Origin of the sequence: Mesorhizobium sp. B2-8-1, from assembly GCF_006440955.1 — a bacterium.
Taxonomy (GTDB): Bacteria; Pseudomonadota; Alphaproteobacteria; order Rhizobiales; family Rhizobiaceae; genus Mesorhizobium.
The window spans coordinates 69352-94221 of sequence record NZ_VFTX01000013.1 but is presented as its reverse complement, the minus strand read 5'-3'; the positions used below and the strand labels follow the sequence as shown (position 1 = coordinate 94221).

Sequence of the window (24870 nt, the reverse complement as noted above, 5' to 3'; positions counted from 1 at the left end):
ATCCTCACTTTGGGTGACGAACGCGTGGGTTGGCAATGATGGCTGTCACGTCGGCGACAATGTTCAGGCTGATGTAGACAGCGGCGAAGACGAGACCGACTGCCTGCACCACCGGCACGTCGCGCTTAGAGACGTTGTCGACCAGATACTGCCCCATGCCGGGGTAGACGAAGATCACCTCGACGACGACGACGCCGACGATGAGATAGGCGAGGTTGAGCATGACGACATTGATGATCGGCGCGATGGCATTGGGTATTTCCAACCGCGGTGATTTCGTTTCGATCTCAGATTACCTAACGCGCCTGGACTTGATCAAGGTAGGACCCGGCGGGCGAAGCCTTACGTCTGATGGACGGCGCTATATTTCGGCGACCGTCGTTCCCGATGCGCGCGATCGCATTTCGCGGCGCACAACCTGAGACGTCGGATCCCAGGCACCCGCGACGGCATAGTGTTGTGCATCGCGCCCCCAGCCGGTTCGCACTGCGATTCACGCGCTACATCGACCAAGGAGGGAAGCTGCCGACGGCGGAGCGCGCTGTCGACATTGACTGGAAGCGGTGACCGCTGCCGGTTTAGGCGATTCTTGTCTTCCCGTGGCGAGCGCCTGCCAAGCAGAGATGATACCGTAGGTACCGGCCAGGAGGGGGTATGATTGCGAATTGGTGGGATGAGCTAAGCAGCGAGCGGTTTTGGCTCGAGTCGACAGATCGCGAGGACATCGGCACAGACCTGCGCGCGCCCTTGACAGGCACTAATAACAAGGAGAATTGGCGCTATAGCCTGTTCCGGCTCGCCAGGCGCGACGACGTCGTTTTCCATTACGATAAGCGCGCGCGTGCAATTACGTCTGTGTCGCGCATCGCCGGCGACGCGTTCGAGGCGCCAATCACTTGGGCCGCCCGCGGCAGCTATGCCCGCGAACGTGGCGCCGTCCCGACCGAAGTACCAGGCTATCGCATTCCACTTGCTGATCATCGCCCGCTCGCTCAGCCGCTCAGCCTGGAAGCGATTCGAGAAGCGCGCGCGCAGATCGGCGAGCTTTATGACGCTATGCAAGGCAATAGCGCGCGCTACTTCCCGTTCGAACTGTCCGATCGGCCGATCCGCCCACTTCAAGGATATGCCTTCAAACTGCCGTCGAGCTTCGTCGAAACCTTCTCCGAGCTGCGGTCGGTGGTGACGCGCGCCGCCATCGTTTCCGACATCCGAACAGATCGGGAGATTTTCCGAGACGCCATAGCCGACATCGAGGCGGCTGCCGCCGACTACGCGATCTATGGTCTCCAGGCGCTGCGGGCGCGCAATCGCAGCCTGCAACGGGTTGGACGGACTATTTTTGGCAATCGCCAACTGTCGGACGATTGGGCGTTCCACTGGGGCGGCCGTGACGAGCTGCAGTTCAATGTCGGGCTCGACACTTTCCCTGACGGATCGCGCGCCTTTCGAGCCGGCGTCGCCTTCTCGCTTGAGCCTAGCCGCTCTCTGCCCGATATCGATGTGCTCGTGCCGAAGGTCGCCCGCTTCAATGCGTATCTTCGCGACAATCCAGAAGCTTTTGCCGACCTTGGCATGTGGCACTGGCAGGATGACATCCGCAGCGACGATTACGCGCCGCAGCCGATCTCGGAGAACCTGATCCGCCATCGCACCTTCGTTTTCCTCGGCAACAGGCTCCCCATCCAAGCGGTCGATCCGCACCAGTGCCTGCGCACGTTCGACCTCCTGCTCCCGCTCTATGCTTGGGTGGAGGCAGGTAGCGCCGTCAAAGGCGATGCTGACGCTCTGGCTGAAGGGGCGCTCGACACGCTTCGGCTCGATGGCGGCAGGACGATCGACGGCGGCCGCTGGATCCAGGCGACAAGTCGCGCCCGGACACTCGACATATTCCTGCGCCACCGGGAAATTCAACGGCGCCTCAAGGAACAAATCACGGCCGAAGGCGCCGCAAGTTTCGTGCTCGAAGCGCCGATCGGCGACCGAGCGATCGACGGGGTTGCGCAGCATGGCGACGAACTCTGGTTTTACGAGGTAAAGACTGCGCCCACCGTACGCGGATGCCTGCGTGAAGCGATTGGGCAGCTCCTCGAATATTCGCTTTGGCCTGGCGCCACGCGCCCACATCGCCTGATCGTAGTGGGCGAGCCCGCACTCGATAAGCTCGCGCAGGCGTACATTGACGTGCTTAACGAAAGTTTCCCCATCCCGATCTTTTATCGACAGCTGGCGCTCGACTAGGCCGCCTCCTTGAACGCCTTCCGTGCAAGGACCGTTCTGAGATAGGCGTCCCACTTTTTCATCGCAGTGCGCTTCTGAGGCATGTAGTTCCAGCGGTCGTAGCTCTTAGAACTGACATCCTGTAGCGCATGGTTCTGGAGGCGATCTCGGATTTCCTTGGAGATGCCGGCCTTGCCCCCGAGGGTCTTGAATGTCCTGCGCAGGTCGCGATTGGTTGCGTAGGGTATGACCCCGCGGTCCCTTTGCCGCCAGACGAAACTATAGAGCGAGCCGTGGCTGACCGGCCTTGATGGATCTTTCGCCGATGGGAAATACCAGCCGTGTGAGTTCGGGGTGATGGACTCGATGAGCTCCGCTGCCAGTGACGGCACGGGCACGGCGTGCGGCTGTTCGTTCTTTGTCTTCGACCAGTCGATTATCTTTTCGGACGCATCCCATTGATCCACATGGAAGCGAGCAATCTCCTCAACTCGCTGACCGGTCAGCATGATGAGCTGGATCGCGCGGGGATACGAGGGGTGCACCGGGACGTCGGGACAGTCGAGCCACCAGTAGAGGCGGGAGAACTCGGTCTCGTCCAGCCACCGTGTGCCCCGCACCTTTGGCTCAGTCGGAATCGCCGATGCGGGATTGAACGGAACGAAGAACCGGCGTGGCGACGTGTTCCGATAGTCGTGTTCGGATTTCATCCCCCAGCCGTAGGCGGCGTGGACATAGCTTCTGACGTGGTCTGCCATGGCGCGGGCGCCGCGCTCATAGATCGGCCGGATTACCTCGACAATTTCCTCTGGGTCGATTTCGCGTGCTAGCCGATGGCGTCCGAGCGTGTTGGCGATCTTGTTGAGACCCTTTTCTGTCTCCTTCCAGGAGGGCTTACCCGCTGCCTTGAGTGCGGCGACGTAGCCTGCGAACAGATCCGCGACGGTGCCCGGTCGGGTATCTGTCGCGATCTTGATGCTGCGGCCCTTCTGGATGATCTTGGCGAAATCGCGGTCGAATATCTCGCGCGCACTGGCGAGAGATATCGATGGGTATGAACCGATCTTCCTTTTGACGCGCTTCTTATCGCGCCACTGCTGCGCCATCCAATCGGCCGTCACGCGAGTCGGCATCGGCTTCAGGATCAAGATGAGCCGGCCGGTGCCGTGTCCTCCGCCATCGACAAGTGTTTCTTGCTTGCCACTATATTCGATCCGCCTGATTGCGGCGCGTATTTCTCCATCGGAGATGATCGGCATGCTTGTTCTCCCGTTGGGTTGAGAGTGGGCTTTGCCGACGGATGGTAAGTGGGGTTTGCACCCACCGGAAAACTAGGGTCGGCAACTGGGGTCTGTAGGGGTGTTGATCCCCCGAAACCCACCCCGAATCTGCCACAGTAACCGGGATTACTACAAGTCAAAAAATGCAGATGAATCAGCGTGATAGAGCGTGAACCGGCGGGATCAAAATAGGCATTTTGGGATGGTTGTGCACCAGGATGATCGCCGTCGCCGACAGTTCGAGCGCGCGCTTGACCACCTCACGCGGATAGACGGGCGTATGGTCAACGGTGCCGGTCTGCTGCACCTCGTCGGCAATCAGCGTGTTCTTCTTGTCGAGGAACAGGATGCGGAACTGCTCGCGCGCCTCGAAGGCCATGGCTGACCGGCAATAGTCGAGAAGCTGCTGCCAAGAGGAGAGGATTTCGCGGCCATGGACCTCGCTGCGCGCCATGCGCTGGGCCGTCGCCGCAATGACCTTCAGGTCGAGCGCTACCGCCGGGCCCACGCCCTTGACCTCCTGGAGGAGGCCGACGGGCGCGCCAAGCACCTCGGCCAGGGTACCGAAGCGGGAGAGCAGCGCCTTGGCGACCGGCTTGGTGTCGGCGCGCGGGATCAGGCGGAAGAGCAGGAGTTCCAGAAGCTCATAGTCGGGCAGGGCGTCGGGACCTGCCGAGGCGAAGCGTTCGCGCAAACGGTCGCGATGGCCGAGATAATGCGGCTTCTCCTCGATCCCCTTGGTCTTCGCGGCAGGCCCGGCTGTCCCAGGAGAGTGCATGGTCGCGGAAAGCTGCGCAGGCTTTTCTGCAAAGAAACTGCGCTCGTCGTCGTCACCTGACATCTCGTCTGCCCCCCAGCTCCCCGACCGCGAGCGCCGGGAGAACGAAACATTAGGCCGGCAGGCCGGGGCGGTCGAGCTTTTTGGGGGAGAGCGTGAAGATCTCGCAGCCGGTGTCAGTCACGCCGATCGTGTGTTCGTATTGCGCCGACAGCGAGCGGTCGCGTGTCACCGCGGTCCAGCCGTCCGACAGAACTTTCACATGCGGCCGGCCGAGGTTGATCATCGGCTCGACGGTGAAGATCATGCCGGGCCGCATCTCGACGCCCTCATTGGCGCTGCCATAATGCAGGATATTGGGCGCGTCGTGGAACAACTGGCCGACGCCGTGGCCGCAGAAGTCGCGCACCACCGAGCAGCGCTCGCCCTCGGCATAGCTCTGGATGGCCGCGCCAATGGCGCCGGTGCGGGCGCCAGGCCTGATCGCGGCAATGCCGCGCATCAGGCATTCGTGGGTGACTTCGAGCAGGCGTTCCGCCGCGCGTTTTATGGTGCCGACGGGGTACATGCGCGAGGAATCGCCGTGCCAGCCGTCGAGGATGTAGGTGACGTCGATGTTGACGATGTCGCCATCCTTCAGCGGCTTGTTGTCGGGGATGCCATGGCAGACGACATGATTGATCGAGGTGCAGGAAGACTTGGTGTAGCCGCGGTAGTTGAGCGTCGCCGGCAGCGCGCCATGATCCATGCCGAACTCGAAAACGAAACGATCTATAGTGTCGGTGGTGACGCCGGGCGCAACCATCGGCACCAGTTCGTCGAGGCAGCGCGCCGTGAGGTCGCATGCCTTGCGCATGCCGGCAAAACCTTCCTCGCCATAGAGGCGGATCTGGCCGGTGTTTCTGAGCGGTGCCGTGGCGGCGTCGAGATAAGTGACCATTGGTGTCCGTCTTGCCGGTGTGGCTCTGCAAGGGAGCCGGCGTGAAAATCTCCCCAGATTTGGCACTTGAGGGCAAAAGGTTCAAGGAAGAACTGCCCGGACACGACCAAGCGGCAGGGATATTCGGCGCGCCCCGATGTCCTTGACGCCCTTGTTCCTTCCCTTTCAGTCGACCGTGCGGTAGGGCGAGGGAGGTTTTTGGAGATTTCATGAGCGTCGAGCACGCCAGATTGCCTGAAGCGCCGTTGAAGGCGGCCTGCTCATTGCTGATGAGCCTTGTGCTGCTGGCGATGCTGTCGCTTGGCCGGGCGGAGGTGCCCGTCTTTGCCGGAGCAGCCTCCGGTGTCGCCAGCGCCGGCGTGGAGCGGTCCGGCGAAGCGGCGGCGCTGCTGCGCATCACCGGCAAGGGGCAGGCGCTGGAAGTTCGTTCCGGCCGGCCGGCCCTGGTTAAGTTCGCCGGCGGCCATCCGGCCCTGCCGGCTCGGGACACCGTCTTTTCCTGGTTTGTTTCGGTTCCGCCGGCAGAGGTCGTCGCCGCCGACGGGGACGCCCGCACACCGTGGGCGACTGCCAATCAGCCGCGCGCGCCGCCATCGGTTCCGGCCTGAGCGGTTTCAACCGCTCCCTCACTCTAACCACTTCCTGTTCGCGCCTCGATCCGCGCGGCGGCTTCGGTCGCGCAGCGGTGCGTAGCGCGTCATTTCCGGATTGTTTCCATGCAACGTATCAAGACACTCAAGAGCCTTTCGCGCGCGGCCTGCGCCGCCATTTTCCTTTCCGTCCAGGCGCTCATCTGTATCGGAACCGTCTACTGGGCGCTGACGGAGACGCTCGGCCTTTCGGCGACAGGGGCACTTGTCCTTGGCGGGATTTTCGCTGTGCCGTCTGCTCTCGTGCTGCTTACGGCGGTGCGCATGGCCTTCGATGCGGAGACCGATCCCGCCAACCAGTAGCCGGACCGCCAAGGCGCCCGCGTTCGACAAGGCCGGGCGCCTTGGCGCTTGCTTGCGGCGGCTGCGGCAAAACGTCCATGACCGCGGAGACGCCACATTCCTGCGGTAGCGACCGGCCAGAGCAACTTTTTACGACGGATGGCGTTGCCGCTGGTGACGACAGTTCGGGAGATGGCGGATGGACAGACTGCAATTTGAGGTGCCGGTGCGTATCGCGCCCGGACCCGGCCTGCCTGTCGAGGAGATCTACAGCGTCGAACAGGCCCTTGATTTTCTCCAGGCCTGGCCGCTGCGCCGGCAAGGCCCGATTTACCAGAAGGCCTTCAACGCCTGCTTCGGCGCCACCGTGGACGTGGTCAAGACCGAGGATGCCTGCCGGGCGTTCATGGCGTTCTGCCGGGTGACCGGGCTGATGGCCCGGGACATGATGGCGCCGCGCAAGCGCGGTGGCCAGGCGAGAGGGCTGCAAGCCTGAGGTGCGCTGCGCTCTTTCGTTCTCCTGGCCGAACGGCGCATCGATGCCGATGCCATTAAGCTTCCGTTTCCACTTTCGCGGCTACGCCATGCTTGTTCGGCAATGGTTGATTCGTTGCGTCAGTCTCGTGGTTCGGAAGATGTCCCCAGAAAAAATCCGTGCATTCCCGATCGACCGTCAGGCATTCCTGGTTCGGGAGGTGGCTGCCAGGCTCGACAGTTTGCATGGCGACAGCGCCACCTCGTTCTGGAGGGCCAAGGCGACGGAGTTGTTCGATCTCGTCGTCAGGTCAGGCAGGGACAGGGCGGCGGCCAGCGACGAGGTGCGCAGGTTCTTCTTCGCCGTGCAACAAGAGATATCGGCCGGCGCGGCCGCTGAGCCGATGCCAATTCTTTCCGCCTGAAGTGCTCCGCAAGGCCTCCCTGCATCCGGTCCGTGCCAACCGCTAGCGGAACAGATATTTTGAAACTTCGGGGTTGCCGCGTCGCCACATGACGTTGTCAAGGAAGTAGTGGTGCACGTTGATGAAGATCAGCACTATGAAGAAGAACAGCGACGAACCCAGGACTTCCTTGTCGTAAGGGATCAAGGCAGTCAGTGCCGCCGGGATCAGCCAGAAACCGAGACCGCCGAGGACCCCGCCGGCGACGACGAACCCCAGGACTCGCGTCCTGTAGATCGGACCAAGAACGGACAGGATTCTGGAGTCCGGAACCTTTTGTGCATCGGGACCGTCACGCTCGACATTGCTTTGATAGCGCCAGACCACGGCCAGGTACTGTAGCGAATGGAGAGCCGGCACCACGAGCAGCCACAGCGGGTTTATTCTCACGACCAGGATCCAAAGATATAGGGACGCGATATAAGCGACGACGCCGTTATACGGCAGGCTGCCGCCATTTTTACTCCAGCGATTGATCAGCATCACGACGGTGGCGGCCGTGGAAGCGGCCGCGGCCGACAGCGCAATCGTGTTGAGCCACGCAGGCGTGGCAAACGTATAATATTCCAAGCCGTAATATTTTGCTTGGCTGACCGCCGTGTTCGTCTGAAGCCATGCGAACAGCCATACGGCATAGCTGTTGACCAGCAAGATTTTCTTGTCCGGATTGGTGAAGAACCTGCGCTTCAACACGGCGTCCACCATCAACATGCCGTAGCCTTGCTTGACGTAGTGCCAGCCCACGAAAAAGAACATCGCGTTGGCTGCGTTTCCGAGCAGCCGGGCGTTCGCCGTTATCGAGCCGTAAGCAAAAAACCCGACCATGAGCAGGGGAACGACAATGCCGGCGAAAATGTAGCGGATCTGGAGGCCCCTGTCGTATCCCTCGCCGCGCACCTTGCTTCCAAAATTGCGATAGAAGAGTTGGTAAGAGTGGGCGAAATGCGGATAGTTTATCAAGTAGGCCAGGAAAAACATCGCCGCCGCAACAAGGCTGTCGTATTTGGTAGGCACGAAGTACAGGGCCGGCAAAATCAGGAATGCGCTGCCGCCAAGCATGAGGAAGTCGGCCAGCGGGCCAAAGAGATATCTTTGTGGCGGCGTCGCCGCAGGAGCTCGAGCATCCGCCGAAAGGTGAACTGCCATATTAGCATCCCCCTGGGAAAGCCGATTTAACCATCGAGCCTTGCCCTCGACAAGGTCGAGGCGGCGGAATGGTCAACACGTAAAATGACGTTTCGGAAGGGGGTGTTACCCTGTCCGGCGCAATAGCTCTTGACGCCGAAAGGAGCGGAGGGGACATCGAGTGAAGCTGGTACGCCCAAGGGGAATCGAACCCCTGTTACCGCCGTGAAAGGGCGGTGTCCTGACCGCTAGACGATGGGCGCGCTCAGATGAAAGCGGCTTATACTGGCGTTGTGCGCAACCGGCAACCCGTCAGGTGCCGGCTTGGACAACTTTTTTCCTGCCTGCCGAAGCGAGTGATTCACGCAGCGCCAGCGGCAATTTTTCTGGCGGCCGTCACCAGCCGCTGCGTGGATTTCCGGGCACTTTTCAGACGATTGCGGAAGCGGCCCGATGCAAATGCATGTCGCTCAACAGTGACATCGGTTTGTTCACCAGACACCGTGTTTCGTAAAGCGCTTGTATTTGCCGCCATTCACCGGGGATCCGTTTCTGGTTATGTATACCGTCTCCGCGCGATCATAGACGAAGAGCTTCTTGCCCTTCGGGGAATAGGCAACCGTCTGTTTGACCAAAGGTCCATCTCGTTCAACAACGAACTTGATAACGAAACGCCCGTTCGCATTCAGGTGCGACACCGCCAGTCGGCCCTCGGCATCGTACGCGTTCTCCCAGACAAGCTGGTCTCCGCTTTTGAGTTTCGCCTCTTCGTGTGCCAGATTGCCGTGGTCGTATTTTCCGAAATTTGTCACCGTGTCGCACGTGTCGACAATGCATGTAGACCTGCGGGACAGGGTATTCCCGAACTCGTCATATTCGTACTTCGTTGTCTCGAATTTCAGGTCACCGTCATACTTGTCGTGCACCGGATAAAGGCCCGTTTTCGGATCGTAGTGATAGTCATACCAAAACCTCGGATAGTACCAATATGCTCGGGCAAGGGCTCCGCTGTCATCGAACCATTCACGTGCATGCCATAGTGATGCGCCGCTTTTCACCTCCGTAATGTTCAGATCGACGAAGTCATCGCGATAGCTGAAGAGGCCGACCTTTTCGGCTACACCATCTGCATTCAGGACCTCGATTCTAGCGGGCTGCATCTTTGCATTGCGCGCAATCACGCTGGTATCGAGCACATTTCCGTCCGGACCTTTGGCGACTTGCCGCGCCACATGGTTCGACTGACCGTCGTATTCCACGGCCGTCAGACCGGTCTTCTTGCCGAACTCGTAGCGGGTAAAGATCGAGGGCCTCCCAGCCGCATCGCATTCCACGTCGTACCAGGAGGCAGCGTCACCCTTTGCCTCGAGCATTTGTCGATCCACCTTCGGGCCGAGCAGAGGATCGTACAGGAACGTGACCAATTGCACGAAGACATATGAGCCGCCGCAATTCTCTGTGGTCGAAGGTGCGGTGTCCGTCCCTATCTGGCCGCCGGTGACGCGCGACGTCGCCGCATGTTGGGCCTTTCGCCAAATCCAGCCCTGGTTTTCATAGTGGATCACGACATCGCAGCTGTCGCTGGACATGAATTTGGCGTTCGGAGGGGGACCACAATGCGGGTCGCCCGCATAGATTGTCGCTGAAATCGAACTCAGCTTTTTGTCCTCGCCGATGTCGAAGGTGTCGTCGTACAGATGCTCGTGGAAGATTTCCTTCCAACCGCCGTTCCCTTCGACCATGACCACCACATCGCACCCGCGATTGCTGCAATTCGCGCCCGGGTAATGGCCGGAGCATAAGGTTTCATTCTCGATGAGAAGGGCTGGCGTGCCGTCGACAAGCGAAATCGGTCGGACGCCCGACATCTTGTTGGCAGGGATGCCGCTCGCGTCATAGTCCTTGCAGCTGTTGCGGATATCCTCGACGTAGGTTTTGACCGCGGCGGGCAGGTGGTCATATTGCGGACCACTGTCTGTTGTGGTCGGTGATGCAGCGGCCGCAACCTTCACTTCTGCTGGTTTTTCGGACGCAGCAGCTCGCGCCGTCTTGTCCCAGCTCTTATCGTCGAGCGACAAGGCCACGCGGAAACCCATGACGTTGAAGCGTTCATCGGATCCTTCATCCCGGTTCCACATGCCGTCATCGGTATCGTCGGTGTATCCGAACAGCAACCGCTCTGAGCCACGCATGGAGAACTGCGTCAACTCATAGTCGCCGCTGCGCGCCGCGAAGAGAACGCAGTCCGGCTCCGTCCAAGGCGAACCGTCAGCGGGCGCCCCTTGGTAGCTCTTGTGAAAGCAGTCCTCGACGGCTTCCTGGGCGTTACCACCCATGTCGTAAAGACCCCATGAGTTGGGCTTGTAGGAACCGACCTCGGCGGTCCAGTCAGGATGTATTTTCTCCGAACAGGAGGCAGCCATGCCTGCCTGATAGCCGGACTTGCGGTCTGCGAAGTTCGCGTAATCGCATGTCTGCTTGAAGTCATCGCCCCAATAATTGAACGAATCCGTTCCCGCCCGATAAGCGTATTCCCACTCCGCTTCTGTCGGCAGCCGGTAGTGTTTGTTCGCCTTCATGGAGAGCCAGTCGAGATAGTCTTTCATGTCGTTGCGGGAAACGCATACGGCCGGTTGCCGTCCTGTCACAGGTAATCCCGGCTGCGCGTAGGAGCCGTCGCTGATATAGATGGCGTATGGCGCGGATTCAGTCTTGTCGCCGCCGGGGACGGGAGTGCCGCTATATTTGAATTTGTTCGGGCCGCTTTCGATCGTACGTATACCGCACTTGCCGCCGACCCCAGCACCGGTTTCCTTCACATAGGCGTCAAACTCATCAACGGTGATCTCGAAGCGACCGATGGCGAACGGATAGCCGATCGTTACCTCATGTTGAGGCGTCGCCCATTGCACATATCTGAGCCGCTTCATCTCCTTCTGGCTTGCGCCCATCATGAAGCTGCCCGGAGGCAGCGGGACCATTTCAGGGCAATGTTCGCAATCGCGAAATGGCGTTCCGGCCCGGGCGTCCGATGAAGCGGCAGCAGCCTCGGCGTCGAGCTCATAGCAGTTATCGACAGGCGCGAGGCCGCTCTGAACGGCCGTGTCCTTGTTTGGAAATCCGATTTCCGTGCAGCGTTGCTGAGCGAAGGATGGCGATATCGAACCCATGTCCGCCACCAACGCAAGCACAAGCACAGCTATCGCCGCGACGACCTTGTGCATTCCAATCCCCGAGCATGATTAACAAATCCTGAGTGGAAAGCTCCCCCTCAAGGATATCACTGTCAACCTGAAGAAAAGAGGTAAGCGGGAACGTGGGAAACCCGGCTTCTTGCTGCTGGGATCAAAAACTACCGCGCCATAATTAAGCTAAGTCTCAAGAAGGAGATGACTAAGCCTTAAGAACAGATTGCATGTGCCCGTGCCAAACCCAGAACTCACCTCGCTCTTGCGAAGGAGAGCAATCGCGGAGGTTTGGACCACGGTATTAGCGCGTCCAGCCGAACCGGCCCTGGTCAGCCTTCGCCACCGCTGCGCCGGCGGCAGCGCCAGTTCCAGTCGCGCTCGGGGCCGACGTCGACATGGACCGATTCGGTGTGGCAGTAGGTGCCGACGCCGCCGCGGCCGGGCATCGTCCTGACGTAGCTCGCCAGCTCCCATTTCGAGACGCCCGGCACCTGGATGTCGGCGGCGGCGCAATACATGTGCAGCGAATTCTTGGCGCCGTTGGCACGGCGGTTGCGGGCGGGGTCGCGATAGCCGGAGGTGACGACCATCTTGCGGCCGTAGTGGCCTTCGATCGTCTTGAGCACGCGCACCAGCGAGGGCTTGAGGCACGCCACGTCGACGCTCTCGTTCTGCTTCAAGAGGCCGTTAGGCGCGAGGCGCGCCATGCCGGCGGCGGAGGCTACCTGGTAGAGGCCGCCCGAACCTTCATCCTCGTTGAGGTCGACGTCGCTTTCGTCGTCGAGGCCGGATTTGCGCTTGATCTCGAACAGCGCCGTCTGGCGGACGCCCGGCAGGGCATCGCTGCCGGTGATGTGACCTGAGTCGTCGCCGAGCGAAGCCAGCTGCACCGGTTTCGCCGTGGAATCGGCCGAGGCCAGTGTAATGATCGGCTTTGCCGCCGCCGGGGCGGGCTTGGCCTGCACAGCCGGCTGTTCGCCTGCGCGCGTGTTGACCAGTGGAGCGGGCTTCGCCGAAGCCGGCGTGGCGCCAAACATCGAGGCCAGGAAACCCCTTTTCTTCGGCGCCTCCGCTTGCTGCGCCTCGCCAGCGGTCACATAGACCGGATTGTTCATCGCCGGTGTGGCGGCCTGCTTCGGCGCCGTCACGGCCGCGTCGGCGGCGGCGATCTTCTGCGCCGCCGCATCGGTCTGCTGCGCCGTCTGCGGCTGCTGCTCCAGCGATTGCGGCGTGTTTCCGGCAATCGTTTCAGCTTCAGCCGGCGCGGTGAGCGGGAAGGCCGCCTGCGGCTTGGTAATCGGCACGTAGGCGACCGTCTCGGGCAGCGCTGTGTCGCCTTCCGCCATCACTGTGGTCTGCGTGGTCGCCGTCTGCGACGACGAATCGCCGGCCACGATCGGCTTGTTTGTCGAGGCTGCGTTGATGTCCGACGCGGAGGCATTGTAGCCGGGCATGCCAACCGACATTGTGGGGTCGCCGGCCGAGGTGCAGGAGGCCAGGAGCACGGAGCAGAGCGCCGCCGCAATGGTGCGGCGTTCTCCCTTCGCGAGGCTCCACCCTGCTGATTTCAAAGTCAAATTCCCCCTCGATATCCGATCGGTATATCCTTGGCGCGGCGTCCGAACGGCTGCGTCGAGGTGCCCCTTGTCTCCGATCCGGAAACGAGACCTGTGTCAAATCAGCAAGCCTGGAAGTATTTTTGCGGCAATTGCCGAATTTAGGCGGCAAGATGGTTGACGACACCATTTCGCCCGCTTTTACGGGTCCGTCAACTCACCAGACATTACAGTCGGTTACACACGCACCTTGACATAGGTGCCGGGGGCATCACCAAAAGTTTTCATATGCTTGCCTGCTTTGCGGGCAGGCACGCGATTATTGTCCTTAGCCTCTATCCAGCTCTGCCAGTGCGGCCACCAGGAGCCAGGATGGTCGGTGGCCCTTGCGATCCACTCGCCGAAGTCGCCCTCCGGCTTGCCGCCGGTCCAGTACTGGTACTTGCCCGATGCGGGCGGGTTGACGACGCCGGCGATATGACCGGAGCCCGCCATCACGTATTCGACCTCGCCACCGAAATATTTCGAGCCGAGGAAGACGGACAGCGCGGGAGCGATGTGGTCTTCCCTGGAGGCGAGGTTGTAGACGGGGATCTTGATATCGGCGAGCGAAACGGTGCGTCCGGCAAGTTCCATCCTGCCGCGCGAGAGGTTGTTCTCGAGATAGCAGTTGCGCAAATAGAAGGAGTGGTTGGCCGCCGCCATGCGTGTCGAATCGGCATTCCAGTAAAGCAGGTCGAAGGGCAGGGGATCCTTGCCGCGCATGTAGTTGTTGACGACATAGGGCCAGATCAGGTCGCCCGAGCGCAGCATGTTGAAGGCGGTCGCCATCTTGGTGCCGTCGAGATAGCCATTTTCGTTCATCGCCTTTTCCACCGCCGCGACCTGTTCCTCGTCGACGAACACCTTGAGGTCGCCGGCATAGGTGAAATCGACCTGGGTGGTGAAGAAGGTCGCCGATTTGATGCGATCGTCACCCTCCTGCGCCAGCAGGGCAAGTGCCGCCGCCAGCAACGTGCCGCCGACGCAGTAGCCGATAGCGTTGACCTCTTTCTCGCCTGTGGCCTTCTCGATAGTGTCGAGGCCGTATTGCAGCCCCTCTCTTGTATAAGCCTCCCAGTTCTTCATGCCGTGGCGTTCATCAGGGTTGATCCAGGAGATGACGAACACGGTGTGGCCCTGTTCGATCGCCCAGCGGATGAAGGATTTCTGCGGGTTGAGGTCGAGTATGTAGAACTTGTTGATCCAGGGCGGGCAGATCAGCAGCGGCCGTTTCAGCACCGTCTCGGTGGCGGGATCGTATTGAATGATCTCGGCGACGTCGCTGCGGCCGACCACCTTGCCGGGGGTGGTGGCGATGTTGCGGCCGATCTCGAAGGGCGAGTAGTCGGCCTGACGCAGCTTCAGGTCGCCCTTGCCGGCCGCGATGTCCTCGGCCAGCATCTTCATGCCGCGCACAAGATTTTCGCCGTTCGAGGCGATGGTTTCGCGAAACAGTTCCGGATTGGTCAGGATGAAATTCGACGGCGAGATGGCGTTGGACACCTGCTTGACGTAGAAGCTCGCCTTGTGGCGGGTGTGGTCATCCAGGCCTTCGGCGTGCTCGACAAGATCAGCCGCCCAGCGCGAGGTGACGAGATAGGCCTGTTTCAAGAAATCGAAGAAGGCGTTGCGGCCCCATTCCGGATCCTGGAAACGCTTGTCGCCGCGCTCCGGCTTGACCGCGTCCTCGGTTCGCTCGGCATCGGCGCTGACGCGCTGGATGGCGTTCGCCCAAACCGTCATATAGCCGGCGAACAGCCGCGTCTGCGCTTCGAGCGCGCGTTGTGGGTCGGCAAGCCAGTATTCGCTGAGCTTGGAGAAGGTCTTCACCATGTCGACGACCGGTTCGGCGACATGGTCGCGCACTTCGCCCTTCTCGCGCGGCTCGGCCCAGGCGGAAGCCGCCTTGCCGGCCTGCTCGATCATGCGCGCCATGTTCAGGGCGAAGCGTTCCGGGTCCTTCACCAGATATTGCTCGACCGTCGAAGGTCCGCCATCTTCCGCTTTGCCCGAATCGGGTGTTTTGGACATGGTGCGCGGGGTTCCTCCCGAAGCGTTTTCTTGACATATTACCATGGGACATCCGACTGGGTCCAACCTCGCTCTACCCCGGCTGCCAAGGAAACAATATGACGATTAACATTGGCGAGACTGTTTTTTTCGGCGCCGGTCGTTTTTGCCGCATCGGTGCGGCAATTGCCCTGCTGTGCCTTGGGGCCTGCTCGAGCACCAATACCAGCGGCCCGGTGCCCATCGCCACATCAGCGGGACCGAAGGATACCGGCACCTTTCCGAACCTGAACATCCCGCCGAAAGTAGCGGCCAAACAGTTCACCGATGCCGAGAGGAATGCCAGGCTCGCGGAATTGAAGGGGGACGAAAGCGCGCAGGCAGCCAATGGCGGCGCCCCCAACGTCACCAATCAGGCGGCGCTGACGGACCTGGCCAGCAAGCATGGCGCGCAGACGCTGAAGCAGATCGAAGGCAAATGCGACCCCACCCTCGACCCTACCTGCAAATAAGTATATAGCGCGCGCCCAAGGCACTTGCCGACACGGCGCGCCTTGCCAAACGCCAAGTGATGTCTGGAACTGCCATGGAAGAGTTTCACAAGGTCCGCCGGCTTCCGCCCTATGTCTTCGAGCAGGTCAACCGGCTCAAGGCCAGCGCCCGCTCGCGCGGCGCCGACATCATCGACCTCGGCATGGGCAATCCGGACCTGCCGACGCCCAAGGCAATCGTCGACAAGTTGTGCGAAGTGGTGCGCGATCCGCGCACCCATCGCTATTCCTCCTCGCGCGGCATTCCGGGCCTGCGCCGCGCCCAGGCCGCTTACTATCAGCGCCGCTTCGGCGTGAAGCTTGATCCCGATACGCAAGTGGTGGCAACGCTGGGTTCGAAAGAAGGCTTCGCCAACATGGCGCAGGCGATCACCGCCCCTGGCGACGTGATCCTGTGCCCGAATCCAACCTACCCGATCCATGCTTTCGGCTTCATCATGTCGGGCGGCGTCATCCGGTCGCTGCAGGTGGAACCCGATGACGGTTTCATCCCGGCGGTCGAGCGCGGCATCCGCCATTCGATTCCGAAGCCGCTGGCGCTGATCCTCAACTACCCGTCGAACCCGACGGCGCTGGTCGCCTCGCTCGATTTTTACAAGGACGTGGTGGCGTTCGCGAAGAAGAACGACATCATCATCCTGTCGGACCTTGCCTATTCGGAGATCTATTTCGACGGCAATCCGCCGCCTTCGGTGCTGCAGGTGCCGGGCGCGATCGACGTTTGCGTCGAGTTCACCTCCATGTCGAAGACCTTCTCCATGCCCGGCTGGCGCATGGGCTTTGCGGTTGGCAACGAGCGGCTTATCTCGGCGCTGACCCGGGTGAAATCCTATCTCGATTACGGTGCGTTCACCCCGATCCAGGTGGCGGCCGCACACGCCCTCAACGGCGATGGCGCCGACATCGCCGAAGTGCGCGACATCTACCACAAGCGGCGCGACGTGATGGTGGATGCCTTCGGCCGCGCGGGCTGGACCATTCCGGCTCCGGCTGCGTCCATGTTCGCCTGGGCGCCGATTCCCGAGCCGTTCCGCCATCTCGGCTCGCTCGAATTCTCCAAGCTGCTCATCGAACATGCCGACGTTGCGGTGGCGCCAGGCGTCGGCTTCGGCGAACACGGCGATGATTTCGTGCGTGTCGCGCTGGTCGAGAACGAGCACCGGATCCGGCAGGCGGCGCGCAACATCAAGCGCTTCCTGGCGACCAGTGCCAAGCAACCCAACAATGTCGTGCCGCTTTCCGCCCATCGGTAAGCTTTCCGCACACAATTTCGTTTGATCTTTCGGGGGACATCGCCGGCCATGGCTGAAGCTCTGCGTGTTGGAATTGCCGGCCTCGGCACGGTCGGCGCCTCGGTGGCGCGCGTGCTGCGCGACAAGGCGGCGGAGCTGACACGGCAGTGTGGGCGCGACATCGTCGTGTCGGCGGTTTCGGCGCGTGATCCCAAGCGCGACCGCGGCGTCGATCTCAATGCCGCGAAATGGTTCGACGATCCGGTCAAGATGGCGCAGGCCGCCGAGATCGACGTTTTCGTCGAGCTGATCGGCGGCGACGAGGGGCCGGCGTTCGCGGCGGTCAGGGCGGCGCTCGAAGCCGGCCGCCATGTCGTTACCGCGAACAAGGCGCTGCTGGCCAAACATGGTGTCGTACTGGCCGAGATCGCCGAGAAGAAGGGCGTGCTGCTCAACTACGAGGCCGCGGTGGCGGGCGGCATTCCGGTTATCAAGACGATGCGCGAGGCGATGGCCGGCAACTCGGTCACCCGCGTCTTCGGTATTCTCAACGGTACCTGCAACTATGTCCTGACCCGGATGGAGGCCGAAGGCATCTCGTTCGACGCCTGCCTCAAGGACGCGCAGCGGCTGGGCTATGCCGAGGCCGACCCGACCTTCGACATCGAAGGCCATGACACCGCGCACAAACTGTCGATCCTGACCAGCCTGGCCTTCGGCACCAAGATCGCCGCCAACGACATCTACATGGAAGGCATCTCGAACATCACCCAGGCCGATATCCGTGCGGCCGGCGATCTCGGCTACCGGATCAAGCTGCTTGGCGTTGCCCAGCGCACCGAGAGCGGCATCGAGCAGCGCGTGCATCCGACCATGGTGCCGACGGCCTCGGTGATCGCGCAGGTCCACGGCGTCATCAATGCGGTGGCGATCGAGACCGACATCCTCGGCGAACTGCTGCTCTCCGGCCCCGGCGCCGGCGGCAATGCCACCGCCTCGGCCGTCATCGGCGACATCGCCGATATCGCAAAGAGCCGTCCCGGCTTCCAGCACGGCCCGGTATTCGGCAGGCCGGCGAGGGAATTGAAGCCTTACAAGAAGGCGCAGATGCGCAGCCATGCCGGCGGCTACTTCATCCGGCTGACCGTGCATGACCGCATCGGCGTGTTCGCGGCCATCGCCAAGCGCATGGCCGACAACGATATCTCGCTGGAATCGATCGTCCAGCACGCGATCAGCGGCGAAGCGGCGGCGCAAAAGACGGTGATCCTCGTCACCCACGAGACCACCGAAGCTGCGGTGCGCAAGGCCGTGGACGGTATCACCAAGGATGGTCACCTGACCGACAAGCCGCAGGTCATCCGGATCGAACGGGCAGGATAGATATTTCCTTCCGTCGCCTACCACGGGATTGCTGCGACGATACTGTTGCGGCCGATGCCGCTGCTTGGCTCGCCGGAACCAATCCCGGCCAGCGCCGTTCTCCCGAGGTGCAAACCGAGGGAATGCCAATGGCCGAAACATCGAAATCCGACACCCCCCAGATCGACGACATCCAAAAGACGCTCGAAAAGCAGATCGCCGATCTGCGCAAGGAGATCACCAGGATCAACAAGAGCCTTTCGGAGCGAGGTGCGGAACTGGTTGACGAGGCCTCGGCTCAGGCATCCGATGTCTACGACAGCGCGGCGAGCCGTGCGTCGCGAACGGCTCAGCAGTTGCGCAGCCAGGCGCAGGCGGTCTCGGAGATCGCGCGGGAAAATCCGGGCACGACGACGGCTGTGGTCGGCGTCATCGGGCTGCTGGGTTTTCTGGCCGGCCTCGCCGTTGGCCAATCGATGAATGACACCCAGCGCCGCTGGTATTGATCCGGTAACGACCGAACCGGGTTTGCCGGCTTACCTGTCCATCGAGCAATTTCCAGGGGAGCACCATGGCTTCTTCCGTCCTGATCGGTATTCTGATCACGTTCCTCGTGATCATTCTGGTGCTTTATCTCATTCAGCGATTGCCGCTGGATGCCAGGATGCGGCAGATCGCGCAGATCATCGTCATCATCATCGGCATCGTTTCGCTATTGAAATATCTGGCCGTGTTTTAGATCTCGATACCTACTTTGAAAGCGGCCCAAGTTCGCCGGAATCGTGCTATCCATAGTTTAATCGATTGATATTGCAGGCTTTTCGAGAAAACCTTCGAGAGGTCTTGCCGTTGTCATGCTCGTTTGACACAAGAGGCGCGCCTCCGGCGGGAGGTGGCATGCGAACGAGGATCGACCTGATGAACGTGGCCCACAACATTATCGCCGGACTTGACCGGATACTCACCATGGAACTGGTGCGCGTCACCGAGCGCGCCGCCGTCGCGGCCGCCAGGCTGCGCGGACGCGGTGACGAAAAGGCCGCCGACCAGGTCGCGGTGGACGCCATGCGCCAGGAGCTCAATCGCCTCGCCATCAAGGGCACGGTGGTGATCGGCGAAGGCGAGCGGGACGAGGCGCCGATGCTCTATATCGGAGAGGAGGTCGGCACCGGCAAAGGCCCGGCGGTCGACATTGCGCTCGACCCGCTGGAAGGCACCACGATCTGCGCGAAGAACCTGCCCAACGCGCTGGCCGTGATCGCCATCGCCGAGAAGGGCAGCCTGCTGTTCGCGCCCGACGTCTACATGGACAAGATCGCCATCGGCCCGGGCTATGCCGAGGGCGTCATCGACATCGATGCCTCGCCGGCCGAAAACATAGCCAGCCTGGCAAAGGCCAAGGGCGTCGCGGTGTCCGACGTTACCGCTTGCATCCTCGACCGTCCGCGCCATGGCAAGCTGATCGACGCCGTGCGCGCCACCGGGGCGGCAATCCGGCTGATCGGCGATGGCGACGTCGCCGGTGTCATCCACACCACCGATCCCGAGGAAACCGGCATCGACATCTATCTCGGCATTGGCGGCGCGCCGGAGGGCGTGCTGGCCGCGGCGGCGCTGCGCTGCACGGGTGGCCAGATGCAGGGCCGCTTGATCCTCGATACGCCCGAAAAGGTCGCCCGCGCCGGCAAGATGGGTATTGCCGACCCGAAGCGGGTCTACCGGGCCGAGGACATGGCGCGCGGCGATGTGTTGTTCGCGGCCACCGGCGTCACCGACGGCAACATGCTGGCAGGGGTCAAGTTCGGCCGCAACTACATCACAACGCACACGATCGTGCTGCGCTCGTCGTCGCGCACCGTGCGCGAGATCAAGGCCCGGCATCAGGACCTGGAAAAGTTTTGATGCATTCCTGACTGGCCGTCGCATATTGTGGGCAATGATCATCCGCAAACGTCGCCTCGCATGACGGGCGAGAGACGCCTTTTTCTCGATGTCCGACAGTCGGCCACCGGTGTTTCCTGGGAACATCGGCTGACCGAGCGGCAGGACATGGTCGCGCTTGCCATCGCACAGGGGCACGGCGTGCCCGATATCGTCGCGCGCGTGCTTGCCGGACGTGGCGTGACGGCGGAACAGGCGGAGCGCTTTCTCGACCCGACGATCCGCGACCTGCTGCCGGACCCGGCTTCGCTGACTGACATGGACAAGGCGGCCATTCGAATAGCCGCCGCGGTGATGGCCCGGGAGAAGGTGGCGATCTTCGGCGACTACGATGTCGATGGCGCCGCCTCGTCGGCCTTGCTCAAACGCTTCCTCGCGCATTTCTCGATATCGTCGGAAATCTACATTCCCGATCGTATCTTCGAGGGTTACGGTCCCAATCCCGAAGGCATGCGCGAGCTCGTCTCGCGCGGCGCGACGCTGATCGTCACCGTCGATTGCGGCACCAACAGCGCGGCTTCCATCGACGCGGCCAATGCCGCCGGTGCCGATGTCGTGGTGCTCGACCATCACCAGGTCGGCGGCGCCTTGCCGGCGGCACACGCGGTGGTCAACCCCAACCGCGACGACGACCTTTCCGGGCAGGGCCATCTCTGCGCCGCCGGAGTGGTTTTTCTCGCGCTGGTGCAGACGGCCAAGGTCCTGCGCGGCCGGCTGGCCGACGCCACGCCGCCGGACCTGCTCTCGCTGCTCGATCTCGTGGCGCTGGCCACGGTCTGCGATGTAGTGCCGCTCACCGGCGTCAACCGTGCCTTCGTCGTCAAGGGCTTGCAAGTGGCGCGCCAGCAGAAGAACGAGGGAATGTCTGCGCTGGCGCGGGTCTCGCGCGTCGGCGAGCCGCTCAGCACCTTCCATCTGGCCTACCTGATCGGACCGCGCATAAACGCCGGCGGGCGCATCGGCGACGCCGCCCTCGGCAGCCGGCTGCTTGCGACCGACGATCCGGTCGAGGCCCGCACCATCGCCGAGACGCTCGATCGGCTCAACCAGGAGCGGCAGCTGATGGAACACGAGATGCTGGCCGCGGCGCGTGCCGAGGCCGATGCCGAGCTTGCCGGCGGCAGCGGGCCGGCCATCGTCGTTACCGCTAGCACCAACTGGCATCCCGGCATCGTCGGCCTGCTTGCCTCCAGGCTCAAGGACCATGCCCGACGGCCGGCCTTCGCCATCGCCTTCAACGCCACCGGCACCGGCACCGGTTCAGGTCGCTCGGTGTCGGGCTTCGATCTCGGCCGGCTGGTGCGCGAAGCCGCAGATGCCGGGCTGATCGTCAAGGGCGGCGGCCATGGCATGGCAGCCGGCATTACCGTCGAGCGCACGCGGCTCGGCGAGCTCAGGGCATTTTTCGAGGAGCGCGCAGCAGCCGACGTGTTCCGATTGCAAGACGAGGAAAGCCTGGCGATCGACGGCGCGCTTGCCGCCGAGGGTGCGACGCTGGCCTTGCTGGATGCGCTGGAAAAGGCCGGCCCGTTCGGTGCAGGGCATGTCGCGCCTGTTTTCGCGCTGCCTCGCCATCGGCTGGCCGACGCCCGGCTGGTTGGCACCAACCACATCCGCGCCGACCTCCAGTCGGGCAGTGGCGGTCGCATCCAGGCGATCGCCTTTCGTGCCGTCGACACGGTGCTCGGCGACTTCCTGTTCAAGAACCGCGGTAAGACGATCCACGTCGCCGGCTCATTGTCGGGCAATTACTGGAACGGCAATCGCAGCGTGCAGTTCCGCATCGTCGACGCGGCACGCGCCTGATGCGTCTTTGATCAGGCGAGAACCGTCTGAAGCCGGGTCAGTTCGCCGATCTGTGCCATCGTTGCCCTATAGCCGATCTGGATCGCCTCATCGGCGCGGTGGAATTCGGTCAGACCGATGTGGCTGAGCTTGGGCTGCAGCGACATGTCCGGCGGATCGCCGGCAAGCCTGGCGCGCGAGATTCGGTCTTGGATGATGTTGAAGGCCTCGACCATGACGCCGGTGATGCCAAGCCGCGTCTGATGCGCCCGGTGCTCCGGGTCGAATTGGCCACTGCGCGGTGCATCGTTCTCGACGACCAGTTCGCCGGCGCTATGCTTGATGACGGCGGCACGGCCGAACAGGTCGTAATGAAGGTTGACCGCGACAACCAGCGGCTGCTCATAGGCACGGCAGACCGACACCGGCACCGGATTGACCAAAGCTCCGTCGACCAACACGCGGCCATTGCAAGTCACCGGCTCGAACACGCCAGGCAAGGCATAGGAAGCGCGCATGGCTGTTATCAGCGAGCCGTTCGACAGCCAGATCTCATGGCCGGTGCGGATTTCGGAAGCGACCGCGACGAACGGCTTGGACAAATCCTCAAAGCGAATGCCGGCCACATGCTCACGCAGGCGAGCATCCAGCTTCATGCCGCCGAACAGACCGCTGCCGCGCAGGTTTAGATCGAGCAGGCCGAAGATGCGCCGCCTGGTCAGGCTGCGGGCGAACTCTTCCAACTCGTCCAGTTTTCCGGCGAGGTAACAGCCGCCGACCAGCGCGCCGATCGAGGTGCCGGCAATCATCGAAACCTCGATGCCGGCTTCATCGAGCGCGCGCAGCACGCCGATATGCGCCCAGCCTCTTGCGCAACCGCCGCCCAGTGCAAGCGAGATGCCAGTTTTCTTTGGTGATGTTGTTTCGGACGCGCCTCCGGACGAAGCGGGACCATTCGCCTCTCGTACGTCCGCTCTGTTACGCAATGACGCCCACTCGAGCATCATGATCTCCCTTGTCCCACAGCTAATATATAGGCGGGCCGTATCGAAATGGTGAATCTATGTGGTTGGCTGCGGGCAAAAGGTTCAAGCTGGTCATTCACGGGAGCTTCCGATACGTTTTTTCCGCATCGAACAAGGGCTCGCTGCCATCGTCGGCAAGCATCGCCTTGCCGTCGATCAGCCCCACCGTCCGATAGAAGCAGGAACGCCGGCCTGTGTGACAAGTTGCGTCGTGGCCTAGCACTTTGACGCGCAACCATATGGCGTCCTGGTCACAATCCGTGAGCACCTCGATGACATGCTGGAGATTGCCTGACGTTTCGCCCTTCTTCCACAGCGCATTCCGTGAACGCGACCAGTAGTGGGCGATACCTGTTTCAAGCGTCAACGCCAGAGCCTGCGCATTCATGTGCGCGACCATCAAAAGCATGCCGTCCGCCGCATCGGTGACGACGACGGTGACCAGGCCGGCGGCATCGAAGCGCGGTGAAAACACCCCGCCTTCTTCCAGCGCTTTCTTGTCTGAGGGAGCCTTCGGAAATTCCAGTGCCGACATCGCCGGGCTATCTTCCTGTTTGACCATGATTATCCGAAAACCGGTATCCACTTTCGGAATCATGGTCCGGCGATGCTGGGCGAGGCGGCTTACACCCCACCGCCACGCACCATGGTGACGAAACGAACCTGTTCTTCGGGAGTATCCTTGAACACGCCGGTGAAGGTCGAGGTCAGCGTGGTGGAGCCCTGCTTGCGGATGCCGCGCATGGCCATGCACATGTGCTCGGCCTCGATCATCACTGCAACGCCGCGCGGATTGAGCACATCCTGAATGACGCCGGCGATCTGCGCGGTCATGGCTTCCTGGGTCTGCAGGCGATGGGCGAAGATATCGACCACGCGCGCGATCTTGGACAGGCCGACGACCTTGCCGTCCGGCAGATAGCCGACATGGGCCTTGCCGATGATCGGCACCATGTGATGTTCGCAATGCGAATGGAACTGGATGTCCTTGACGATGACAAGGTCGTCGTAACCTGCCACTTCCTCGAAGGTGCGGCCAAGCTCTTCGGCCGGGCACATGTCATAGCCGCCGAACATTTCCCGATAGGCCTTGGCCACCCGCTTGGGCGTGTCGACCAGCCCTTCGCGATCGGGGTTGTCGCCGGTCCAGCGCAAAAGCGTGCGTACCGCAGCCTCGACCTCGGCCTCGCTCGGCCGGTCGGTGACGGGCTTTTCCATGTAGGCCGACTGGGGCATGAACTTCTTGATAACGGCATCCATAAAGGCGTCTCCCGTAGTCCCTCTCTCAGGAGGAACGAGTTGAACGGACCACGACCTTTCGGCGTCGGAAACTCGCCCGGTTTCCAGCCCCGTAAGCGGCGTGAGCAAACTGCGGCAAAGACGTGGGCTTTTCGTCGCCTTGTCGATACCGGACTGCCACCATTATATATGGTCATGACGAGCGAAAGAAAGACGCGTCAGCGGCAAACGCTGTTCGCTTGGCGGCGACGGACTGGAAAATAATGATCAACGACGTCTACAATGCGAAAATTCTCGGTTTTGCCGGAAATATCACACGGATCGGCCGGCTCGATCATCCCGACGCCAGCGCGAGGGCACATTCCAAATTGTGCGGCTCTACCGTTACCGTCGATCTCAATATGGCGGACAGCGTGGTTACCGATTTCGCACATGACGTGAAGGCCTGCGCGCTCGGCCAGGCCTCGTCCTCCATCATGGCGCAGCATGTGGTTGGCGCTACGGCCGACGAATTGCGCGCGGTGCGCGAGACCATGCTGAAAATGCTGAAAGAGAACGGAGCGCCGCCGGAAGGCCGCTTCGCCGATCTCAAATATCTGGAACCGGTGCGCGACTACAAGGCGCGCCATGCCTCGACCATGTTGACCTTCGACGCGGTGGTCGACGCGATCGGTCAGATCGAGAAGAAGCGCGCCGAAGAAGCCGCCTGATAGCCCCTTTGGCGGC

Annotated in this window: 23 protein-coding genes, 1 tRNA gene and 1 pseudogene; 13 read left to right on the top strand and 12 right to left on the bottom strand. The window is 61.9% G+C overall.

Features of this window, described 5'->3' with window-relative positions:
* Positions 1 to 4 precede the first annotated feature (4 nt).
* Positions 5 to 256, bottom strand: a pseudogene (locus FJ428_RS27390) (ABC transporter permease subunit); the annotation flags it as partial.
* A 398-nt stretch (positions 257 to 654) separates the two neighbouring features.
* On the opposite strand from FJ428_RS27390, the gene FJ428_RS27385 reads away from it, so the two are divergent.
* The gene (locus FJ428_RS27385; protein WP_140880541.1) at positions 655 to 2241 is read left to right on the top strand and encodes a hypothetical protein; all 1587 of its coding nucleotides are present in this window, start codon (positions 655 to 657) and stop codon (positions 2239 to 2241) included.
* Here the strand turns inward: FJ428_RS27385 and FJ428_RS27380 are convergent.
* From FJ428_RS27380 to map, 3 genes are all read right to left on the bottom strand, one after another.
* On the bottom strand, positions 2238 to 3479 hold the full coding sequence (locus FJ428_RS27380; RefSeq protein ID WP_140880540.1) for a site-specific integrase: 1242 nt from the start codon (positions 3477 to 3479) through the stop codon (positions 2238 to 2240). The genes FJ428_RS27385 and FJ428_RS27380 overlap by 4 nt on opposite strands.
* Positions 3480 to 3654: 175 nt before the next feature.
* Positions 3655 to 4278: a DNA repair protein RadC gene (gene radC / locus FJ428_RS27375; RefSeq protein WP_318012469.1), complete on the bottom strand. Its 624-nt coding sequence runs from the start codon at positions 4276 to 4278 to the stop codon at positions 3655 to 3657.
* Positions 4279 to 4390: 112 nt separating this feature from the next.
* Positions 4391 to 5218, bottom strand: a complete 828-nt coding sequence (gene map / locus FJ428_RS27370; RefSeq protein WP_140517079.1) for a type I methionyl aminopeptidase — start codon at positions 5216 to 5218, stop codon at positions 4391 to 4393.
* 209 nt (positions 5219 to 5427) lie between these two features.
* Here map and FJ428_RS27365 point away from each other — a divergent pair, with 209 nt between their 5' ends.
* The 4 genes from FJ428_RS27365 (at position 5428) to FJ428_RS27350 (ending at position 7049) form a co-directional block, all read left to right on the top strand.
* Complete coding sequence (locus FJ428_RS27365; RefSeq protein ID WP_140880538.1) at positions 5428 to 5826, top strand: hypothetical protein; 399 nt, start codon at positions 5428 to 5430, stop codon at positions 5824 to 5826.
* A gap of 108 nt (positions 5827 to 5934) precedes the next feature.
* A complete protein-coding gene (locus FJ428_RS27360; RefSeq protein WP_140547213.1) occupies positions 5935 to 6171 on the top strand; it encodes a hypothetical protein in 237 nt (78 codons plus the stop codon).
* A gap of 178 nt (positions 6172 to 6349) precedes the next feature.
* A complete protein-coding gene (locus FJ428_RS27355) occupies positions 6350 to 6646 on the top strand; it encodes a DUF982 domain-containing protein (RefSeq protein WP_140517077.1) in 297 nt (98 codons plus the stop codon).
* Positions 6647 to 6785: 139 nt separating this feature from the next.
* On the top strand, positions 6786 to 7049 hold the full coding sequence (locus FJ428_RS27350) for a DUF6074 family protein (protein ID WP_140880537.1): 264 nt from the start codon (positions 6786 to 6788) through the stop codon (positions 7047 to 7049).
* Positions 7050 to 7091: 42 nt separating this feature from the next.
* Here FJ428_RS27350 and FJ428_RS27345 read toward each other — a convergent pair whose 3' ends face one another.
* The 5 genes from FJ428_RS27345 to phaC all read right to left on the bottom strand — a co-directional run bounded on the left by FJ428_RS27345 (position 7092) and on the right by phaC (position 15030).
* Positions 7092 to 8234: a hypothetical protein gene (locus FJ428_RS27345; RefSeq protein WP_140555339.1), complete on the bottom strand. Its 1143-nt coding sequence runs from the start codon at positions 8232 to 8234 to the stop codon at positions 7092 to 7094.
* A 167-nt stretch (positions 8235 to 8401) separates the two neighbouring features.
* A tRNA-Glu gene (locus FJ428_RS27340) sits at positions 8402 to 8476 on the bottom strand.
* 228 nt (positions 8477 to 8704) lie between these two features.
* Positions 8705 to 11437: an SUMF1/EgtB/PvdO family nonheme iron enzyme gene (locus FJ428_RS27335; protein WP_140880536.1), complete on the bottom strand. Its 2733-nt coding sequence runs from the start codon at positions 11435 to 11437 to the stop codon at positions 8705 to 8707.
* A gap of 293 nt (positions 11438 to 11730) precedes the next feature.
* Positions 11731 to 12978: a YcbK family protein gene (locus FJ428_RS27330; protein WP_140495817.1), complete on the bottom strand. Its 1248-nt coding sequence runs from the start codon at positions 12976 to 12978 to the stop codon at positions 11731 to 11733.
* Between the two features lie 216 nt (positions 12979 to 13194).
* A complete protein-coding gene (gene phaC / locus FJ428_RS27325; protein ID WP_140880535.1) occupies positions 13195 to 15030 on the bottom strand; it encodes a class I poly(R)-hydroxyalkanoic acid synthase in 1836 nt (611 codons plus the stop codon).
* Between the two features lie 98 nt (positions 15031 to 15128).
* Between phaC and FJ428_RS27320 the strand changes: the two genes are divergently transcribed.
* The 7 genes from FJ428_RS27320 to recJ all read left to right on the top strand — a co-directional run bounded on the left by FJ428_RS27320 (position 15129) and on the right by recJ (position 21901).
* Complete coding sequence (locus tag FJ428_RS27320) at positions 15129 to 15521, top strand: hypothetical protein (protein WP_140495819.1); 393 nt, start codon at positions 15129 to 15131, stop codon at positions 15519 to 15521.
* 74 nt (positions 15522 to 15595) lie between these two features.
* The gene (locus FJ428_RS27315; protein ID WP_140495820.1) at positions 15596 to 16813 is read left to right on the top strand and encodes an LL-diaminopimelate aminotransferase; all 1218 of its coding nucleotides are present in this window, start codon (positions 15596 to 15598) and stop codon (positions 16811 to 16813) included.
* Between the two features lie 48 nt (positions 16814 to 16861).
* On the top strand, positions 16862 to 18175 hold the full coding sequence (locus FJ428_RS27310) for a homoserine dehydrogenase (protein WP_140738570.1): 1314 nt from the start codon (positions 16862 to 16864) through the stop codon (positions 18173 to 18175).
* 128 nt (positions 18176 to 18303) lie between these two features.
* Positions 18304 to 18660 (top strand): hypothetical protein, encoded by a 357-nt coding sequence (locus FJ428_RS27305; RefSeq protein ID WP_140880534.1) that lies wholly within the window; start codon positions 18304 to 18306, stop codon positions 18658 to 18660.
* Between the two features lie 65 nt (positions 18661 to 18725).
* On the top strand, positions 18726 to 18893 hold the full coding sequence (locus FJ428_RS27300) for a Thivi_2564 family membrane protein (RefSeq protein WP_140495823.1): 168 nt from the start codon (positions 18726 to 18728) through the stop codon (positions 18891 to 18893).
* A 179-nt stretch (positions 18894 to 19072) separates the two neighbouring features.
* Positions 19073 to 20056 carry a class II fructose-bisphosphatase gene (gene glpX, locus FJ428_RS27295; protein ID WP_140495884.1) on the top strand — a complete coding sequence of 328 codons (984 nt, stop codon included), beginning with the start codon at positions 19073 to 19075 and terminating at the stop codon, positions 20054 to 20056.
* A 60-nt stretch (positions 20057 to 20116) separates the two neighbouring features.
* Positions 20117 to 21901, top strand: a complete 1785-nt coding sequence (gene recJ / locus FJ428_RS27290) for a single-stranded-DNA-specific exonuclease RecJ (RefSeq protein ID WP_140633545.1) — start codon at positions 20117 to 20119, stop codon at positions 21899 to 21901.
* A gap of 11 nt (positions 21902 to 21912) precedes the next feature.
* Here recJ and FJ428_RS27285 read toward each other — a convergent pair whose 3' ends face one another.
* The 3 genes from FJ428_RS27285 to folE all read right to left on the bottom strand — a co-directional run bounded on the left by FJ428_RS27285 (position 21913) and on the right by folE (position 24165).
* On the bottom strand, positions 21913 to 22884 hold the full coding sequence (locus FJ428_RS27285; RefSeq protein WP_140517059.1) for a patatin family protein: 972 nt from the start codon (positions 22882 to 22884) through the stop codon (positions 21913 to 21915).
* A 97-nt stretch (positions 22885 to 22981) separates the two neighbouring features.
* Entirely contained in the window at positions 22982 to 23440 is a 459-nt protein-coding gene (gene hisI / locus FJ428_RS27280) for a phosphoribosyl-AMP cyclohydrolase (protein ID WP_140633616.1), read from the bottom strand.
* 89 nt (positions 23441 to 23529) lie between these two features.
* Positions 23530 to 24165, bottom strand: coding sequence for a GTP cyclohydrolase I FolE (gene folE, locus FJ428_RS27275; protein WP_140517057.1), 636 nt, complete (start codon positions 24163 to 24165; stop codon positions 23530 to 23532).
* A 242-nt stretch (positions 24166 to 24407) separates the two neighbouring features.
* Here folE and FJ428_RS27270 point away from each other — a divergent pair, with 242 nt between their 5' ends.
* Entirely contained in the window at positions 24408 to 24854 is a 447-nt protein-coding gene (locus FJ428_RS27270) for an iron-sulfur cluster assembly scaffold protein (RefSeq protein ID WP_140880533.1), read from the top strand.
* The last annotated feature ends 16 nt before the right edge of the window (positions 24855 to 24870 follow it).

What these genes read in the sequence shown, in the direction of transcription:
- FJ428_RS27365 (WP_140880538.1), top strand. Translation starts at nt 5,428, where the DNA reads ATGAGCGTCGAGCACGCCAGATTGCCTGAAGCGCCGTTGAAGGCGGCC.
- glpX (WP_140495884.1), top strand. Translation starts at nt 19,073, where the DNA reads ATGAACGTGGCCCACAACATTATCGCCGGACTTGACCGGATACTCACC.
- FJ428_RS27350 (WP_140880537.1), top strand. Translation starts at nt 6,786, where the DNA reads ATGTCCCCAGAAAAAATCCGTGCATTCCCGATCGACCGTCAGGCATTC.
- FJ428_RS27315 (WP_140495820.1), top strand. Translation starts at nt 15,596, where the DNA reads ATGGAAGAGTTTCACAAGGTCCGCCGGCTTCCGCCCTATGTCTTCGAG.
- FJ428_RS27300 (WP_140495823.1), top strand. Translation starts at nt 18,726, where the DNA reads ATGGCTTCTTCCGTCCTGATCGGTATTCTGATCACGTTCCTCGTGATC.
- FJ428_RS27380 (WP_140880540.1), bottom strand. Translation starts at nt 3,479, where the DNA reads ATGCCGATCATCTCCGATGGAGAAATACGCGCCGCAATCAGGCGGATC.
- map (WP_140517079.1), bottom strand. Translation starts at nt 5,218, where the DNA reads ATGGTCACTTATCTCGACGCCGCCACGGCACCGCTCAGAAACACCGGC.
- FJ428_RS27305 (WP_140880534.1), top strand. Translation starts at nt 18,304, where the DNA reads ATGGCCGAAACATCGAAATCCGACACCCCCCAGATCGACGACATCCAA.
- radC (WP_318012469.1), bottom strand. Translation starts at nt 4,278, where the DNA reads ATGCACTCTCCTGGGACAGCCGGGCCTGCCGCGAAGACCAAGGGGATC.
- FJ428_RS27285 (WP_140517059.1), bottom strand. Translation starts at nt 22,884, where the DNA reads ATGCTCGAGTGGGCGTCATTGCGTAACAGAGCGGACGTACGAGAGGCG.
- hisI (WP_140633616.1), bottom strand. Translation starts at nt 23,440, where the DNA reads ATGTCGGCACTGGAATTTCCGAAGGCTCCCTCAGACAAGAAAGCGCTG.
- FJ428_RS27320 (WP_140495819.1), top strand. Translation starts at nt 15,129, where the DNA reads ATGACGATTAACATTGGCGAGACTGTTTTTTTCGGCGCCGGTCGTTTT.
- FJ428_RS27270 (WP_140880533.1), top strand. Translation starts at nt 24,408, where the DNA reads ATGATCAACGACGTCTACAATGCGAAAATTCTCGGTTTTGCCGGAAAT.
- FJ428_RS27355 (WP_140517077.1), top strand. Translation starts at nt 6,350, where the DNA reads ATGGACAGACTGCAATTTGAGGTGCCGGTGCGTATCGCGCCCGGACCC.
- FJ428_RS27335 (WP_140880536.1), bottom strand. Translation starts at nt 11,437, where the DNA reads ATGCACAAGGTCGTCGCGGCGATAGCTGTGCTTGTGCTTGCGTTGGTG.
- folE (WP_140517057.1), bottom strand. Translation starts at nt 24,165, where the DNA reads ATGGATGCCGTTATCAAGAAGTTCATGCCCCAGTCGGCCTACATGGAA.
- FJ428_RS27360 (WP_140547213.1), top strand. Translation starts at nt 5,935, where the DNA reads ATGCAACGTATCAAGACACTCAAGAGCCTTTCGCGCGCGGCCTGCGCC.
- FJ428_RS27310 (WP_140738570.1), top strand. Translation starts at nt 16,862, where the DNA reads ATGGCTGAAGCTCTGCGTGTTGGAATTGCCGGCCTCGGCACGGTCGGC.
- FJ428_RS27345 (WP_140555339.1), bottom strand. Translation starts at nt 8,234, where the DNA reads ATGGCAGTTCACCTTTCGGCGGATGCTCGAGCTCCTGCGGCGACGCCG.
- phaC (WP_140880535.1), bottom strand. Translation starts at nt 15,030, where the DNA reads ATGTCCAAAACACCCGATTCGGGCAAAGCGGAAGATGGCGGACCTTCG.
- FJ428_RS27385 (WP_140880541.1), top strand. Translation starts at nt 655, where the DNA reads ATGATTGCGAATTGGTGGGATGAGCTAAGCAGCGAGCGGTTTTGGCTC.
- recJ (WP_140633545.1), top strand. Translation starts at nt 20,117, where the DNA reads ATGACGGGCGAGAGACGCCTTTTTCTCGATGTCCGACAGTCGGCCACC.